General features: G+C 66.0%; 11 protein-coding genes and 1 tRNA gene. 10 read left to right on the top strand and 2 right to left on the bottom strand.

The window, feature by feature from the left end; translation table 11 throughout:
• Positions 1-12: 12 nt before the first annotated feature.
• The 10 genes from MF607_RS14385 (at position 13) to MF607_RS14340 (ending at position 15118) form a co-directional block, all read left to right on the top strand.
• Positions 13-723 (top strand): dienelactone hydrolase family protein, encoded by a 711-nt coding sequence (locus MF607_RS14385; protein WP_242119982.1) that lies wholly within the window; start codon positions 13-15, stop codon positions 721-723.
• Between the two features lie 56 nt (positions 724-779).
• The gene (gene msrB / locus MF607_RS14380; protein ID WP_242119981.1) at positions 780-1223 is read left to right on the top strand and encodes a peptide-methionine (R)-S-oxide reductase MsrB; all 444 of its coding nucleotides are present in this window, start codon (positions 780-782) and stop codon (positions 1221-1223) included.
• A 146-nt stretch (positions 1224-1369) separates the two neighbouring features.
• On the top strand, positions 1370-4174 hold the full coding sequence (locus tag MF607_RS14375; protein ID WP_242119978.1) for a TonB-dependent receptor: 2805 nt from the start codon (positions 1370-1372) through the stop codon (positions 4172-4174).
• Entirely contained in the window at positions 4174-5202 is a 1029-nt protein-coding gene (locus MF607_RS14370; RefSeq protein WP_242119976.1) for a phytase, read from the top strand. The genes MF607_RS14375 and MF607_RS14370 overlap by 1 nt, the downstream gene beginning before the upstream one ends.
• A gap of 141 nt (positions 5203-5343) precedes the next feature.
• A complete protein-coding gene (locus tag MF607_RS14365) occupies positions 5344-6429 on the top strand; it encodes an ROK family transcriptional regulator (RefSeq protein ID WP_242119974.1) in 1086 nt (361 codons plus the stop codon).
• Between the two features lie 215 nt (positions 6430-6644).
• Positions 6645-7607, top strand: a complete 963-nt coding sequence (locus MF607_RS14360) for an ROK family protein (RefSeq protein WP_242119972.1) — start codon at positions 6645-6647, stop codon at positions 7605-7607.
• Positions 7600-8976, top strand: coding sequence for a sugar porter family MFS transporter (locus tag MF607_RS14355; protein ID WP_242119970.1), 1377 nt, complete (start codon positions 7600-7602; stop codon positions 8974-8976). Before MF607_RS14360 ends, MF607_RS14355 begins: the two co-directional genes overlap by 8 nt.
• Positions 8973-10475, top strand: coding sequence for a glycoside hydrolase family 32 protein (locus tag MF607_RS14350; protein ID WP_242119968.1), 1503 nt, complete (start codon positions 8973-8975; stop codon positions 10473-10475). Before MF607_RS14355 ends, MF607_RS14350 begins: the two co-directional genes overlap by 4 nt.
• A gap of 83 nt (positions 10476-10558) precedes the next feature.
• Positions 10559-13363 carry a TonB-dependent receptor gene (locus tag MF607_RS14345; protein ID WP_242119966.1) on the top strand — a complete coding sequence of 935 codons (2805 nt, stop codon included), beginning with the start codon at positions 10559-10561 and terminating at the stop codon, positions 13361-13363.
• A 129-nt stretch (positions 13364-13492) separates the two neighbouring features.
• Positions 13493-15118, top strand: coding sequence for a glycoside hydrolase family 32 protein (locus MF607_RS14340; RefSeq protein WP_242119964.1), 1626 nt, complete (start codon positions 13493-13495; stop codon positions 15116-15118).
• Between the two features lie 58 nt (positions 15119-15176).
• Here MF607_RS14340 and MF607_RS14335 read toward each other — a convergent pair whose 3' ends face one another.
• Together MF607_RS14335 and MF607_RS14330 are read right to left on the bottom strand one after the other, a co-directional pair.
• Positions 15177-16526 (bottom strand): GntP family permease, encoded by a 1350-nt coding sequence (locus tag MF607_RS14335; RefSeq protein ID WP_242119962.1) that lies wholly within the window; start codon positions 16524-16526, stop codon positions 15177-15179.
• A 435-nt stretch (positions 16527-16961) separates the two neighbouring features.
• Positions 16962-17035 (bottom strand) — tRNA-Gln (locus MF607_RS14330).
• Positions 17036-17135 lie beyond the last annotated feature (100 nt).

Raw genomic sequence — 17135 nt, 5'->3', positions numbered from 1 at the left:
GGAAGGCGAAGAATGACGATTGCGTATTTCGACTATCGCGATGGCGACACGGTGTTGCAGGCGGGCATCGCCTTCCCGGCGGCGGACGGTCCGGCCCCGGCCGTGCTGATCGCGCACCAATGGGCCGGACGGGGCGAGGGCGAGCACAAGACTGCCGAGCGCCTCGCCGAACTCGGCTATGTCGGCATCGCCATCGATATGTTCGGCAAGGAGGTGCAGGGCGATCCGGCGGGCGACAACAGCCATTTGATCGGCCCGTTCCTGTCCGATCGCGCCGCGCTGTTGCGGCGCATGCGGGCGGCAGCGACGTTCGCGGCGTCGCTCGACCGGGTCGATGGGACCAAGATGGCGGCGATCGGCTATTGCTTCGGCGGGCTGTGCGTTCTCGACCTCGCGCGCGGCGGGGCGGACGGCGTGCTCGGCGTGGTCAGCCTGCACGGGATGCTCGACGGCAACGATCTGTCGACCGATGGCCCGATCGCGGCGAAAGTGCTGGTCGAACATGGCTGGCAGGACCCGATGGCCGCGCCCGACAAGGTGCTGGCGTTCGCCGAGGAGATGCGCGACCGCGGCGCCGACTGGCAATTGCATGCGCATGGCCGGGCGATGCACGCCTTCACTAACCCCCATGCCGCCGCGCCGGAAAATGGCATGGCCTATGACGCCGATGCCGATCGCCGGTCGTGGGCATCGGTCGTCGCGTTCCTTGGCGAGCTGTTCTGATCCGGTTGCGTGGGGCCGGTTCGGCCCCATCTAGGCGGTAACGAAGGAACGACAGCATGACCGATTATCGCAAGACCGAGGAGGCGCTCGCCCGCCTCACCCCCGAACAATATTATGTGACGCAGCAGAGCGGCACCGAACGCCCCGGTACCGGCGAATATCTCCACGAGAAGCGTGCCGGCATCTATGTCGACATCGTGTCGGGCGAGCCGCTGTTCGCGTCGGCCGACAAGTTCGATTCGCATTGCGGCTGGCCGAGCTTCACCAAGCCGATCGAACCCGCCAATGTCGCCGAACTGCGCGACACGACGCACGGCATGGTCCGCACCGAGGTCCGGTCGGCGGGCGGCGACAGCCATCTCGGCCATGTCTTCCCCGACGGGCCGCGCGATCGTGGCGGCCTGCGCTACTGCATCAATTCGGCCGCTTTGCGCTTCGTCCCCAAGGACGCGATGGAAGCGGAGGGCTATGGCGCCTATCTCGATCAGGTCGAGGGATAGGTTACCCCGCCGGCTGTTGCCGATCGGCAACAGCCGGTCCTGTAATGATTACGTAACGCCTCCGTAATCGTCGTTTCACGCCCTGCCGTCAGGGGCAGCCCCAAGGCGGGAGCGGTCAACGCTCCCCTAAAAAGGGGCTTTCTTACATGGTTGGTATCTTCGCCCGGTCCTCGCGGGCCGTCGTCGTGCGTGCGCTGCTGGCGGGCGCCGCATTCCTGCCCGCCGCCGCGCTGGCCGATCCGGTCGAAGAAGTGTCGGTCGCCGCCGATCCCGCCGCGCCCGAGGATGGCGAGCAGGAAATCGTCGTGCGCGGCAGCCGCCCGATCGCCGAATCCGAAGCTGCCGCCCTCGAAATCCAGCGCAACAGCACTGCGCTCGTCTCGGTCATCGCATCCGACGCGGTCGGCCGCCTGCCCGACCAGAATATCGCGCAGGCGATCAGCCGCCTGCCCGGCGTCGGCGTCGAGCGCGATCAGGGCCAGGCGCGCTACGTGAACCTGCGCGGCGCGCCCAAGCGCTGGACCACGTTGTCGTTCGATGGCGTCAACGTCGTCAGTCCGGAAGGCCGCGCCGCACGGTTCGATTCGATCCCTTCGGCGATCGCCAAGCAGATCATCGTGCGCAAGGCGGTGACGCCGGACATGGTCGGCGAGACCATTTCGGGCAATGTCGATATCATCACCCGTTCGGGCTTCGACCAGAGCGGTTTCCATGTCGCGGGCAAGGCGGGTTACGGCCTCGTCGAACTGGGCGAACGGCGTGAGTTCGAAGGGTCGCTGGTCGTGTCCGACCGGTTCGACACCGGCATCGGCGAGTTCGCCGTGTCGTCCTCGGCCAGCCTGTACCGGCGCGGCATGGTCACCGACAATTTCGAAACCGACTGGGAAACCGTCGCGCAGGACGCGCGGCCCGGCTTCGCCGACCGTATCTGGGCGCGCGAGACCGAGAACAAGCTCTATCGCCTCGTCCGCAAGAATTACGCGCTGTCGACGCGGATCGACTGGAAGCCGTCGAGCGATCACCGCATCTTCGCCGAAACCATCTATTCGGCGTTCCAGGACGACGAACAGCGCAACAACTATATCTTCGACCTCGACGATCAGCAGTCGCGCCTGTCAAACGCCACCGCCGCCTGCGCGGTCAACGCCACGCCCGCTGCCGGCACGACCGGCTATGCCGATATCTGCACCGGCAACACCCCGCTGCGCGGCACCGTCTATGGCATCGACCTTAATTCGAACTTCACCGTGCGCGCCTACAAACAGTCGGTGTTCACCAACACGCTGGGCGGCGACCATGATCTCGACACGTGGCGCGTGTCGTGGCGCGCCAACTATACCCGGTCGATCGACGACAGGACGCAGCCGGCGCAGCTGAATTACGACAGCCCGTCCTTCGGCACCAACGGCGCGAATGCTGCCAACCGCCTGACCGTCGGCTATGACCTGACCGATCCGCAGCTGGCGCGGGTGCAGTTGTTCCGCACCATCCGCAACGCCAACGGCACCTTCGCCCGCGGCGACCGGGTGACCGCGATCGAGGATTTCCCGCGTTCGCTCAGCCGCCTGCGTTCGCTGCTCGCCGCCGACACGACCGATGCGTACACCGCGCGGATCGACCTGCAGCATGACGTCGACGGCCTGTTCGGGGAAAAGACGACCTTCGCGGTCGGGCTGCGCTTCGACGATCGGACCAAGTCGGTCGACGAACGCCTGCTCGAACTCAACAGCGCGGCACAGTTCACCGCTGCCAACATCCCGACCGGTTACGGCCAGATCGCGATCCCCGGCGGGTTCCAGGGTCAGATTCCGCTCGGCTACACCTTCCAGTATTTCGGCAGGGACCAGATCCTCGACCTGGTCGACCGGGCAAAGACGGTCGGAACCTATCGCGACCAGACCGCCAATCTCTATGACGTGAACGAACGCATCTATTCGGCTTATGCGATGGCGACGGTCGTCACCGATTGGGGCAATGTCGTCGGCGGCGCGCGGATCGAGCATATCCGCAACACCTCCTCGGCGTTCGCGACCCCCAACGGCACGACCTTCACCCCGCTGACCGCCAAGAGCGACCTGACGCTGGTCTATCCCAGCCTGCACGTGAATTACGACGTCAGCGACCAGATGAAGGCGCGGCTGTCGTTCAGCACCGGTGCGGCGCGGCCCGATTACGACCAGCTTCGTCCCAACCTGACCTTCAACGACGCCAACCTGACGATTTCGGGCGGCAACCCCGATGCGAAGCCCGAAAAGGCGATGGGCGTCGATGCCTATGTCGAATATTACGGGTCGACCGGCGGCTTCCTGTCGTTCGGTGCCTATTACAAGCGGCTGCGCGACGTGCTGTTCGACACCAGCCGCACCTTCGGCCGCGATATCCTGAACTTTGGCGGCGTCGACCGGTCGCAATATGATTTCGCGACGATCGACAATGGCGGCAACGGCTCGATCCTCGGTATCGAAGGCGCGATCCAGCAGCAGCTCGATCCGTTCGTTGCCGATCTCGGCCTGCCCGAATGGGTTGGCGGCTTCGGCGTGCAGTTGAACGCGACGCTCAACCGCAGCCGTGCGGAAACCCCCGATGGCCGTCGCGTGCCGCTGCCCGGTGCGTCGGATGCGGTCTACAATATCGGTGCCTATTACGAGAAATACGGCTTCTCGGCGCGGGTCCAGTATCAGAACCGCTCGCGCTGGCTCGACGAACTGGGCGATTTCCAGAACATCAACGGCGTCGTCCGCGGCGTCGATGGCGGCGACTTCTACTGGGCGAAGGATAATGAACTCGACGCATCGGTCCGCTATGCGATCAATGCGAACGTCGAGCTGTTCGGCAATTTCAGCAACCTGCTGAACGGCCCCGGCCGTCGCTATGTCCGCAACACCCAGTACACGATCGAGCGTGAAAGCTTCGGTCGCCGCTATCAGGCTGGTGTGCGGGTGAACTTCTGATGCGGCGAGCGACTGTCGCAGCGCTGCTGCTCGGCGGGTGCGCGGTGACGCCACCGCCGGCGACGACGCCGGGCGCAGTGCCGCTGGTGGCGGCGGTGGCGGAGACCGATCCGGTCGACACCGCTGCCGACGCCGCCGACGATCCCGCCATCTGGCGCAACCGGCGCAACCCTGCCGACAGTCTGGTGATCGGCACCGACAAGAAAGCCGGCATCCATGTCTATGCACTGTCGGGCAAAAGGCTGAGCTTCACCCCCGCCGGGCGGCTGAACAATGTCGATCTGCGCGAGATTGGCGGCCGGGTCATCGCCGCCGCCAGCGACCGGGCGGATGAGGCGCAGGCACATGTCGCGTTGTTCACGCTCGATACGGTGGCGAAGAAGCTGGTGCCGATGGGACGTTATCCGGTCGGTCCGGGCGAGGCCTATGGCATGTGCCTGTGGACCCGCATGGCCGACAAGGCGCTGTTCGGCTTCGTCGTGATGAAGGACGGGCGTATCGATCAGGTATCGATCGACACCCGTGGCGCCACTCCGGTCGTCCGCACCGTCCGTTCGATGAAGGTCGGTACCCAGGCCGAGGGCTGCGTCGTCGACGACCGGACGGGCACGCTCTATGTCGCCGAGGAAGATGTCGGCCTGTGGCGCTTCGCCGCCGATCCCGCCGCGCCGGTCACTGGCACGGCGATCGCCAGGGTCGACGGCACGACGCTGGTCGCCGATGCCGAGGGGCTCGCACTGGCACCCAAAGGGCGTACCGGCGGCTATCTGGTCGTCAGCAGCCAAGGCGACAACGCCTACACTCTCTATCGCCTGCCTGACGTCAGCTATGCCGGTCGCTTCCGCATCGGCGGCGGCGTGATCGACGGAACCAGCGAGACCGATGGCATCGACCTGATGCCCGGCGATTTCGGCCCGGGCCTGCGCCACGGCCTGTTCGTCGCGCAGGATGGCGACAACGCGCCCGAGACGCAGAATTTCAAGTTCGTCGCGTGGGATGGCGTGCGCAAGGCGCTGAGTTTGCACTGACGGCCCGCCGGCCGCGGACATAAATTACGGCACGAAACGGTACTCCCCGCGAAATCTTGTGTATCACAAGGCGATAACGAAGGCCGAAATGGAGCGGATGCCCATATGCATATGGTGCGAAAGGGCACGAACGCGAGTGGGATGCGCCGGTATAACGAACGGCTGATCCTGTCGGCGATCCGGCGATCGAACGGCGCGTCCAAGGCCGAGATCGCACGGCTGACGGGACTGTCGCCGCAGGCCGTGGTCCGGATCATCGACGAACTCGACAGCGACGGATTGCTGTTTCAAGCCGAGAAGCGCACCGGTGGCATGGGGCAGCCGGCCACGGTCTATCGGATCAACGGCGCGCGCGGCTATACGGTCGGCGTGGAGATTGGCCGCAACGCGATGACGTTGGTGTCGCTCGACTTTGACGGGCAGCAGCGTGCGGTCCGTTGCGATGCCGGCGCCTTTCCGACCATCGACCTGGCCGTGGAACGGATCGACCGGTTCCTGCAGGAACATCTGCCGGCGTCGCTGCGCGATCCCAGTACCTTTCTGGGCATCGGCATCGCGATGCCGTGGTTTCTGGGCGAATGGCGCGACGAACTCGGCATTTCGGAAGATCAGGCCGAGGAATGGCGCCGCGGTGACGTTGCCGACCGGTTGCGTGCCGGGCTGCAATGGCCGACCTTTTTCGACAATGACGGCAATGCGGCGGCGCTGGCGCATCTGTTGTGCGGGGCGGGGGCCGATCTCCAGAACTATCTGCTCATCAACCTCGGCACCTTTGTCGGCGGCGGCCTCGTCCTCGGCGGGCAGGTGGTGCAGGGGCGGCATGGCAATGCCGGCGCGCTGGCGTCGATGCCGGTCCTGGCGGGGGGGCGGCGCGATTCGCTGATCCACCATGCGTCGCTCTATGACCGGGATCGGGCGACCACCCCGGGCGCGTTGGAGGGCTGGCGACGGCGATGTGCCGAGGCATTGGCGTTCGCGATCTCCGGCGCGAACAGCCTGCTCGATCTCGAGGCGGTCATCCTCGACGGATCCCTGCCGCCGGAGGAACTGGCCGAGATCGCGGCGATGGTCGAACGGCAGCTGGGCGAACATGCCCCGCCCGATTTCTTCGCACCCGAATTGCGAATCGGCACGCTGGGACGACAGGCAGCGGCGATCGGCGCGGGACTGTTGCCGCTCCACGCGCAATATGCGCCTGATCTCAGCAGCTTGTTCAAGCGCGGCTGACTAAATCTGGGAGTGCGACGGCAGCCAAAGAAAACCCTCTGGTATCGCTAACCACAAACGATTGTGCGCCAAACTGTTGAAAAGGCGAAAAATTCGCCCTTGACCAACTAAATCACACTAGTAGATTTAGTGCCATCGACCGTAACAGCGGCAGATGATGGGAGAGTGACGATGGCGACGATTTTGCAGCGTGCAGGACCGGCGGGATACGAGTGGTGAGCGAGCCACTGCTGCTCGGCGCGATCGAGGCGGGGGGCACCAAGTTCCTGTGCGCCGTCGCCGACCGCGATGGCAAGATCCTCGCCGAAACCCGGATCGCGACCACGACTCCTGTCGAGACGCTGGGCGCGGCCAGCGCGTTTTTCCGCGATGCGCAGCGCGTTCACGGCGACCTGTCGGCCGTGTCGGTCGGCAGCTTCGGACCGTTGTCGCTCAACCCCCTTGCCGGCGATTACGGGCACATCACCTCGACCCCGAAGCCGGGTTGGGAGAATATCGACCTGCTCGGTCATCTGCGGCAGACGGTCGAAGCGCCGATAACGCTCGACACCGACGTCAACTGCGCCGCGGTGGGGGAGCGCCTGTTCGGCAGCGGCCAGGGGCTCGACAGCTTCTGCTATGTCACCATCGGCACCGGGATCGGGGTCGGGCTGCTGATCGGCGGCGTGCCGCATGGCGGCGCGAACCATCCCGAGGCGGGGCATATCGCCGTGCCGCGTGCGCCCGGCGACGACGGCTTTGCCGGTATCTGCCCGTTCCATGGCGATTGCCTCGAAGGACTGGCCTGCGGACCGGCGATGGCCGCGCGCTGGGGCGTGCCGGCGGAACGGCTTCCGGCCGATCACCCCGCATGGCCGATCGAGGCGGACTATATCGCCGCTCTGTGCGCGACGCTTACCTATGTCATCCGCCCCGATCGGATCATCGTCGGTGGCGGGGTGATGCAGCCGCCCATGTATGCCCGCGTGCGTGCGGCGCTGGTCGCCCGGCTCGCCGGCTATGACGCCAGCATGCGGACGATCGACATGGACGACTATATCGCCGCGCCGACGGCGGGCGCTTCGGCGGGGCTGACCGGTGCGCTGGCGCTCGCCTACCGGACGGCGACCCGCCAATGGCCGATGCACTGGCGCATGGCCGAACCCTTTCATGCGAACAAGGAGACGGTCGATGCATAGCATCGCGACGCCGGACACCCGGCAGGATGTGGACGATGCACGGGCGACGACCGCCATCATATTGAGCGCGGCGGGGGCGGCGCTGGGCGGGCTGTTGTTCGGCTTCGACACCGCCGTCATATCGGGCGCGACACAGGCGTTGCAGGAACGTTTCGCGCTGACCGATGCGTCGCTCGGCTTCACCGTGGCATCGGCGCTGATCGGGACGGTGATCGGGTCGCTGGTCACCGGCGCGCCCGCCGATCGCTATGGGCGCAAGGCGATCATGTTGTCGGTCGCGATCGCCTATGTCGTGTCGTCGCTGGGCACGGGTCTCGCACAGAGCTGGCCGATGCTGATCGCCTTCCGCTTCCTCGGCGGCCTCGCCATCGGCGCGGCGTCGGTGGTCACGCCGATCTATATCGCCGAAGTATCGCCCGCGAAGTTTCGCGGGCGGCTGGTGGCGATGAACCAGCTGAACATCGTGCTCGGCATCCTGATCGCGTTCCTCAGCAACTATCTGATCGCGCAGGCGCTTCCGCCCGAAACGGCGTGGCGCTGGATGTTCGGCATCGTCGCGGTGCCGTCCGCGCTGTTCCTCGCCGTGACCTTCCTCCTGCCGGAAAGCCCCCGCTGGCTGGCGGTGCAGGGAGAACGGGCGAAGTCGACGCAGGTGATGACGCGGCTAGGGTTCCTCGATCCCGAGGCCGAACTGGCGAGGATCGAAGCCGCCGAACGGCGCGACGCCGGACAGGCCGACGCACGGCTGTTCCAGCCGGCGCATAGCTTCCCGGTCGCCTGCGCGATCGCCATTGCGATGTTCAACCAGCTGTCGGGCATCAACGCGCTGCTCTATTATGCGCCGCGCATCTTCGAACTGGCCGGCGCCGGGGCGGACAGCGCGCTGCTCCAGTCGATCGCGGTCGGCGGCACGAACCTGTTGTTCACCGTCGCCGCCCTGTTCTTCATCGACCGGTTCGGCCGCCGCCCGCTGCTGTTCGTCGGATCGATCGTCTGCGCCGCCGCGCTGTTGCTGGTCGGATGGCAGCTCGAGCGCAGCGTTCCGAACGGCACGCTGATCCTCGGCGGCCTGCTCGCCTTCATCGCCGCCTTCGCGATCAGCCAGGGCGCGGTGATCTGGGTCTTCATCTCCGAAGTCTTCCCGAGCGCCGTGCGCGGCAAGGGCCAGGCGCTGGGATCGACGACCCATTGGGTCGCGGCGGCGGCGATCACCTGGCTGTTTCCGATCGTGGCGAGCGCGGTCGGTGGATGGGTCTTCGCCTTTTTCGGCGCGATGATGCTGTTGCAGCTGCTGTGGACGGTGCGGGTGATGCCCGAGACCAACGGTGTCGCGCTGGAGGACATGGACCTGCAGGGGCGGGCGGTATGAAGCGGCTCGCGATCCTCGCCATGACCGGCCTTGCCCTTGCCACCGCTGCATCGGCCCAGCGGCCCGATCCGCGCCCGACCTATCACTTCGCGCCCGCGCGCAACTGGATGAACGACCCCAACGGCCTCGTCTATTATGACGGGGAATATCATCTGTTCTTCCAGTATAATCCGCATGGCGACCGCTGGGGCCATATGAACTGGGGCCATGCGGTCAGCCGCGATCTGGTGCATTGGGAGGAACTGCCGATCGCCATCCCCGAAACCGCCGACGTCATGGCGTTTTCGGGCAGCGCAGTGGTCGACTGGAACAACACGACCGGGTTCGGCAGGAACGGCAAGCCGCCGCTGGTCGCGATCTATACCGGCCATAACCCGAAGGCGAAGCTGCAGTCGCAATATGTCGCCTATAGCAATGACCGCGGCCGGACGTGGACGGTGCATGGCGAGGTGCTGAGCGTCGGATCGCCCGAGTTTCGCGATCCCAAGGTGTTCTGGCACGCAGCCACGAAGCGTTGGGTGATGGTCGCGGTGATGGCGCTGGAGAACCGCGCCGTGCTGTTCACCTCACCCGACCTGAAGCAATGGAGTTTCGCCAGCAGCTTCGGACCGGCCGGCGGGCGCGGCAAGAACTGGGAATGTCCCGACCTGTTCGAACTGCCGGTCGAGGGCGGCGCGCCCGGCGAGAAGCGCTGGGTGCTGGGCATCAATTTGGGCGACAATGCCGCGGGCGGCGGTTCGGGCGGTCAGTATTTCGTCGGCGATTTCGACGGCAGACGCTTCACACCCGTTCCCGGCTGGCCGGGCGAGGCGCAGTGGATGGATTACGGCGCGGATTTCTATGCCGCCGTGTCATGGAACGACCTGCCCAAGGACGACCCGCGCCGGATCTGGATCGGATGGGCGAACGACTGGCGCTATGCCGAGGCGATCCCGACCTGGCCGGCGCGCGGGCTGATGACGGTGCCGCGCGAGGTGACGCTGAAGAAGACGCCGGCCGGCTATCGCATCGCGCAGGCGCCGGTGCGCGAGGTGGCGAGCCTGCGGGGCGCGTCGCAGGCGTTCGCCGGTACGCTGGGCGAGACGCCGGTCGACCTGCCGGTCGCGGGCGGTTCGGCGGATCTGATGCTCGACCTCGAAACGGGCACCGCCGAACAGGTCACGATCGCGCTGACCGACGAACAGGGCTATCAGACGCTGGTCGGGGTGAATCCGGGGGTGGACGAGGTGTTCGTCGACCGTACCCGGTCGGGGCCGCATTTTCACGACGGCTTCGCCAACCGCCATGTCGCGCCGGTCGACCTGAAGAGCAGGCGCGTCCGGTTGCGGGTGCTGGCCGACCAGTCGATCCTCGAAGTCTTTGTCGGCGACGGCACGCGCACCATCACCGACCGCTTCTTTCGCGGCGGCGGGCAGTTGCGCTGGAGCGCCAGTGCGCGCGGCGGCAGCGCGAAGCTGACGATGCAGGCATGGCCGATGAACGGGGGACCGCGGCCATGACCGGGACGATCGCACCGGGCTGAACGCCCGGCCGAAGCACGACGACCATTACCGATAAAAATAACGGAAATCTGGGAGGATTTATGCCGAAGACCTTGCTTGCCCTTTTGACATCCAGTGCGCTGATCCCGCTGGCCGCGATCCCTGCCGCCGCGCAGGACGGCACCGCGCAGGCCGAGGCGGAGGCTGCGCCGGAAAATGACGGCGGTGCCGATATCATCGTCACCGGATATCGCGCGGCGCTGGGATCGGCGCAGGAGATCAAGCGCAATTCGTCCTCGATCGTCGACGCGATCGTGTCGAACGACATCGGCAAGCTGCCCGACAACAACGCCGCCGAAGCGATCGCGCGCGTCACCGGCGTTACCGTGCAGCGCTATAATGACGAAGCCGGCGTGATCCTGGTGCGCGGGCTGCCCGACGTCGCCACGACCTTCAACGGACGCGAATTCTTCTCGGCCGAAGACCGGGTGCTGCATCTTCAGGACTTTCCGGCGGGCGTCGCGGCGGGGATCGAGGTGTATAAGTCGGGCACGTCCGACCTGATCGAACCGGGGCTGGCCGGCCTCGTCAATCTGCGCTCGCGCCGTCCGTTCGACGTCAAGGATACCGAGATCGCAGGCGAGCTTCGTGCATCGTACAACGATCAGGCCAAGGCGTTCGACCCGGCGGGCAATCTGCTGCTGACCAAGCGCTGGGATACGCCCATCGGCGAGATCGGCGCGCTGATTAACGTCAGCTATGTCCGCACCACCTATCGCAACGCCGATCGCTATGCCGATTCCGCCGTCATCTCGCCGCGCGGGTTCGGGGCGAACGACGCTGCCGACGACCTGACGGTCACGACACCCGGCGTCGGCAATGATTTCCGCTTTCCCGCCAATGCCGGCAATTTCTACGAAAAGGGCGTACGCCATCGCCCGGCGGTGAACGGGACGATCCAGTGGCGCCCGATCCCGAACCTCGAACTCTTCGCCGAGGGGCTGTGGCAGGCCTATCGTGGCGAGGTGCTGCGCGACGCGTTCAACGTCAATTTCGAACGCCGCGACGCGAACGGCGTCGCCCCGACGCTCAGCAACGTCGTGTTGGTGGAGGGCGAGCCGGACAAGGCCGCGAGCTTTACCAAGACTGGCGGCTATGTCCCCGAATTCTATCGCTCGACCCAGAATGACCGCACCGATACGTGGCAAGCGGCGACCGGTTTCAAATGGACCACCGGCCGCGCGATCCTGTCGGGCGACTTCGCCTATACCAACAGCAAGTATCAGGCGTCGGAATACAGCCTCGACGCGCAGCTCGCCTCGGCCCCGACGATCAATGTCGACTGGGACGTGCGCGGATCGGCGGTGTTCGACCTGGGTGGCTATGCCATTGACGACCCCGCCAACACCCGCTGGCGCGGCTATTATCAGCGCGATTTCGTGACCAAGGGGGACGGGGTGCAGGGTCGGGTCGACCTCGACCTCGAAACCGACTGGGCATGGCTGCCGCGCCTGCAATTCGGATTTCGCGCCAGCGACCGCAACGCGTCTTCGCAGAACAATAACCGCTATGCCTATACCGCCGGGCTGAACATCGCGCTCGACAGCCTGCCGAGCGGCCCATTGGGCCTGATCACCGACGGCTTCCGCGGCGATCCGCAGCGGTTCCAGAACTGGCTGGCGCCCAGCCGCGAAGGGATACGCGACAATGGCGAGGCGCTGCGGCTGCTGGCGTTGCAGTCGGTGCAGCGCGCGACGGTGCTGTTCCCATGGGATAATGGCATCCGCGAGGCGGTGACGAAGTTCGCGACGGAGGAAATCCCGTTCGATCCGCTGGGCGGCTTCACCGCCAGCGAGGCGAGCTATGCGACCTATGGCCAGGGCAAGTTCGATATGGATGTGGGCGGGGTGCGGGTCGACGGCACCGTCGGCGCGCGCATCGTCAATACCGACGGCACCTATCGCGGGTTCAGCCGGGTGCAGGCCGCCGACGGCACGGTCGGCATCGTGCCGAGCACCACGCGGCAGAATTATGTCGATGTGCTGCCGTCGGCCATCGCCCGGGTCCGCTTCTCGAACGAATGGCAGATGCGGCTCGGCTATACCCAGACGCGGACCCGGCCGGGCTTCGGCCAGCTCAACCCGTCGATCAATATCACCCGTAACAGCGTCGGGCCGGATGGGACGCCGCCGGTCTTCGACGCGACCGGGTTCGGCGGCAATCCCGACCTCCGCCCGCTGACGTCCAAGAATTACGACGCATCGCTCGAATGGTATTTCTCGAAGAACGGATCGGCGTCGGTCGCTGCCTTCTACCGCGATCTTAACGGCTTCATCGGCTATTATACGCAGGTGGTGAACGATCCCGTCTATGGCCGGGTGCAGCTCAACCGACCGGAGAATGCCGGCGACGGCCGGATCAAGGGCGTCGAGGCGTCGCTGCAGACCTTCTTCGACTTCCTGCCCGGTGCCCTGTCGGGGTTCGGCGTGCAGGGCAATGTCACCTATCTCGACGGGACCAACCAGTTGCCGCAGGTGCTGGGCGAGGGCGATCGTCAGGTCGAGATCACCGGCCTGTCGAAATGGGCGTACAACCTGACCGGCTTCTACGAAAAGGCCGGAATCTCGGCCCGGCTGTCGTACAACTGGCGGTCGCGTCACGTCACCAGCTACAATCGCAACATCAACGAAGAACAATATGCGGGCGAATTGGTGCAGCCGATCTCCCGCCTCGATTTTTCGGCCAGCTATGACGCGTTCAGGAATATCTCGCTGGTCGCCAATGTGAGCAACATCCTGGCGCAGCCGTTCAAGAACTACCGCTTCTACAACGAAACCCAATCGTTCGGCCGCGACCTGCGGATCGAGGGCCGGTATTTCAGCCTCGGCGTCCGCTTCAAGATGTAACACCCGGCAGCGGCGCGCACCGTCGCGCCGTCGCGCTTGCACTACCACCATCCCGCGCGAACCGCCGGCACAGGCGACGCGCGAACCATGCCGCGCGGCCATCCGCCGCGCGCGGAGAGGATTTTTGCCATGAATTCGATCGTTTCACGACGTCAGACGCTCGGCCTGATCGCGACCCTACCCATCCTGCCCGCCTGCGGGGCATCGGGGGACGGGGGCGGGGGACTGGTCTCCGTCGCCGGTCCGGCGCCGACTCCTGCGCCCGGCCCGACGCCGACCCCGACCGCCACGACCGTCAGCGGCCGGCCCCGCTATCACATCGCCGCGCCCGATGGCGGGTGGATCAACGATCCGCAGCGTCCGGTGCGCATCGGCGATGGCTGGACGATGTGGGCGCTCTACAATCCGACCTGGCCGAACGGCGGTACCGAATGGCGGCGCTGGACCTCGACCGATCTGGTCACATGGACCGATCGCGGCGTGTCGATCCCCCGGCGCACGACCTCGTTCGGCGATGTGTGGAGCGGCAGCGCGGTGATCGACACGAACAACACCGCCGGCTTCGGGGCGGGCACGCTGATCGCGCTGGCGACGATGCCCGCCGACAACGCCGCCGGACAGAACCAGTCGACGGCCTTGTGGTATTCGCGCGACAATGGGGCAAGCTTTGCCTTTCACGCGATCGTCCATCCCAATTTCCCAGGCAACAAGCCGTTCCGCGATCCGACCGTGTTCTGGCACGCGCCCACGGCGCGCTGGGTGATGACCCTGTCGGAGGAGGGGAAGATCGGTTTCTACACCTCCGCCGATCTGAAGCAGTGGAGCTATGCCAGCGGCTTCCTGTCGACGCTGGTCGGCGGCGTGATGGAATGTTCACACCTCTTCCCGCTGCATCTGTACGAAGCGGACGGGACGACGAGCGTCGACAAATGGGTGTTGCTCGTCGGTGGGGACGGGACGGGCAGCGGCTTTACCGGCGGCACCTATTACTGGGTCGGCAGCTTCGACGGGACCGGCTTCACCGCGGACAGTGCGGCTGGCCAGTGGCTCGACGGCGGGGCCGATTATTATGCCGCGGTGGCGTGGCAGGATGCGCTGGCCGCCGACCCGCTGGCCGGGGCATGGACGATCGGCTGGATGAACAACTGGGCCTATGCCAACCAGTCGTCCGCCCCCGCGGGCTATCGCGGGCAGCTGAGCATGGTCCGGCACCTCCGCCTGCAACGCACCGCCGGGGGCGCGTCCCGCCTGCGCATGACGCCGATCGCGGCGCAGAACAGCGTCTTCCAAACGGCGGTCATTGGCACGGATCAGACGATCACCGACGGCAGCGACTATGTCTGGCCCGCTGGCGCCGAAATCGTTGCCGGGCGGATCGATCTGACGCTGTCGCGCGTCGGAGCCGACTGGCCGGGCGGGGCATGGCTGTCGGTGCGTGGCGGCGACGGCTATTTCACGCAGATCGGTTTCGAACTGCGCGACAACCGGCTGTTCGTGAAGCGCGACACCAGCGGCCCCGACGCACCCGACCATGCCGCGTGGCGCCAGAATCGCAGCATCCCGTGCGACGCCGCTGGCGGCAGGGTGACGGTCAGCATCTTCCTCGATACCGCCTCGATCGAAGTGTTCGTCAACGATGGTGACGGCGTGCTGTCCGAACGCATCACGGCACCATCGAATGCGGCGAGGTTGAACCTGAATGCGAGCGGTGGTTCGCTTCGCGTATCGGAGGTCCGCATATCGAAGGCGCCTTGAGAACATCGTCCCCGGCCGCCGTTCTCTGGTCCGGGGCGCGCGGCCGTTCTCGCCCGGATCAGACGATGTAGCTGAGGCCGATAACGAAGATGAGCCCGGCGACCGAGATCACCGTTTCCAGCAGCGACCATGTCCGAAAGGTGTCCGCGGTACTGGTGCCCATATAGCCCTTGACCAGCCAGAAGCCCGGATCGTTGACATGGCTGAAGAACACCGAACCCGCGCCGATCGCCAGCACGACCAGCTCCGGTGCGGCGCCGGAGGCGGCAACCACGCCCGGCATCACCCCGACCGCGGTGATCGTGGCGACGGTCGCCGATCCTGCGGCCAGACGGATGCCGACCGCGATCAGCCAGCCAAGCAGCAACGGCGATATCGAATAGGCCATGACGGTACGGGCGAGCAGATCGGACAGGCCGGCGCTGACCAGCACCTGCTTCAGCGCGCCGCCGGCACCGATCGCGAGCAGGATCGCACCGGCCGCACCCATCGTCTGATGCCAGATCGACTCCTGGACACCCGCCTCCCGAAAGCGCCGTCCGAACAGGAGTGGCATCGCCAGCAGATTGGCAAGAAGCAGCGCGATGACGGGATTGGCCGCCGCGTCGAGCAGCATCGACCCTTTGAGGCCCGGCACCAGCTTGCCGAGTTCGCCCGCCGCGATCAGGGCGATCGGCAGCAGGACGATGAACAGCGCCCTGCTACGGGATGGGGTCGCAAGCTGGCTGATCGGATCGCTCGGGACCGGCTCGGCCAGTCTGATCCCCGGCGTCACGAAACGCGCAAGCACCGGCCCGGATAGGATCGCGACCGGGATCGCGATCAGCGTGCCGTACAACATGGTCAGCCCGAGATTGGCGTTCAACGTCTCAACGGCCAGCAACGGCCCCGGGTGCGGCGGCACAAGCGCATGAACCACGCCCAAGCCGGCGAGCGCAGGCATGATCAGCCGCAACTTGGCGCTGTCCCGTGCAGCCGGATCCGCATCGGCAGCCATTTCTTTCGCGGCCGCGACGACGATCGGCAGCAGCAGCACCAGCCCCGTTTCGAAGAACAGCGGCAGACCGATGACGATCGCAATGCCGAGCGTCGCCCATGGCGCCGCGCGCGGACCGGTCAGCCGCAACGCGCCGGTCGCGAGCGACGCTGCCGCCCCCGACAATTGCAGCATCGCGCCGAGCGACAGGCCGAGCGATACCACCAGCCCGGTGCCGCCGATGATGTCGCCTACCCCTTTCTGTACCGCCTTGGCCGTGTCGATCAGCGGCAGTCCGGCGAGCAGCCCGACCGTGAAGGCGCCGCACAACAGGCCGATAAAGGGGTGTAGCCGGCCGCGCACGATCATGACGATCGCCAGTGCGATACCCGCGACCGCGGCCGTCACCAGCCGTACGTCACCGCCGCTCATGCGACCCGCCCCAAGGACAACGATCCGTATGCGGCATGCCCTGCCGCGTCAGGGACGGCGTACCATCTTTGCCGTCGTGCGGGGCGGGACGCGGTGCGGTTACACATTCGGCATACACGCTGTCTGGTGGGTCATACCGATTTGCCGGCCTTCTTGTCAGGGTGCGTTCGGCCGTGGCGAACGATGCCGTTCGCGGCATGCCGTCGCGCAACGGATCGTGCGCCAACGGAAGCTTGCAATGCGATCGCACGCGGAATTGCAGCATCCTCCCGCGCAATTGTCATCGAATAGCTAGTAAGTGCCTGATCCGGCCGATTGCGCAACGCCAATCTGCGGGGTGGTAGGAGCCGAACGGCCGGTCGAGACCGAAGCGCATGCCGCCCACAGACTGCTCCTGTCACGGAGGTCCGGTTTCGATGTCGATGGACAGGTCGCTGGATGCCCCGTGAGGATTCGAACCTCAATTAACGGAGTCAGAGTCCGTGGTCTTACCTTTAGACGACAGGGCAGCGTCGCAGCGAGGGCGGTCCGATAGGCTGGACCGGGAAGCGTGTCAACGCCGAATCATGCGATTCGTCGCAACGCCTTGTCGATCGCGACCGGCTTCGC

The sequence above is a fragment of the Sphingomonas lacusdianchii genome (assembly GCF_022664395.1).
Lineage (GTDB): Bacteria > Pseudomonadota > Alphaproteobacteria > Sphingomonadales > Sphingomonadaceae > Sphingomonas > Sphingomonas lacusdianchii.
This window is presented reverse-complemented; position numbering and strand designations above follow the sequence as displayed.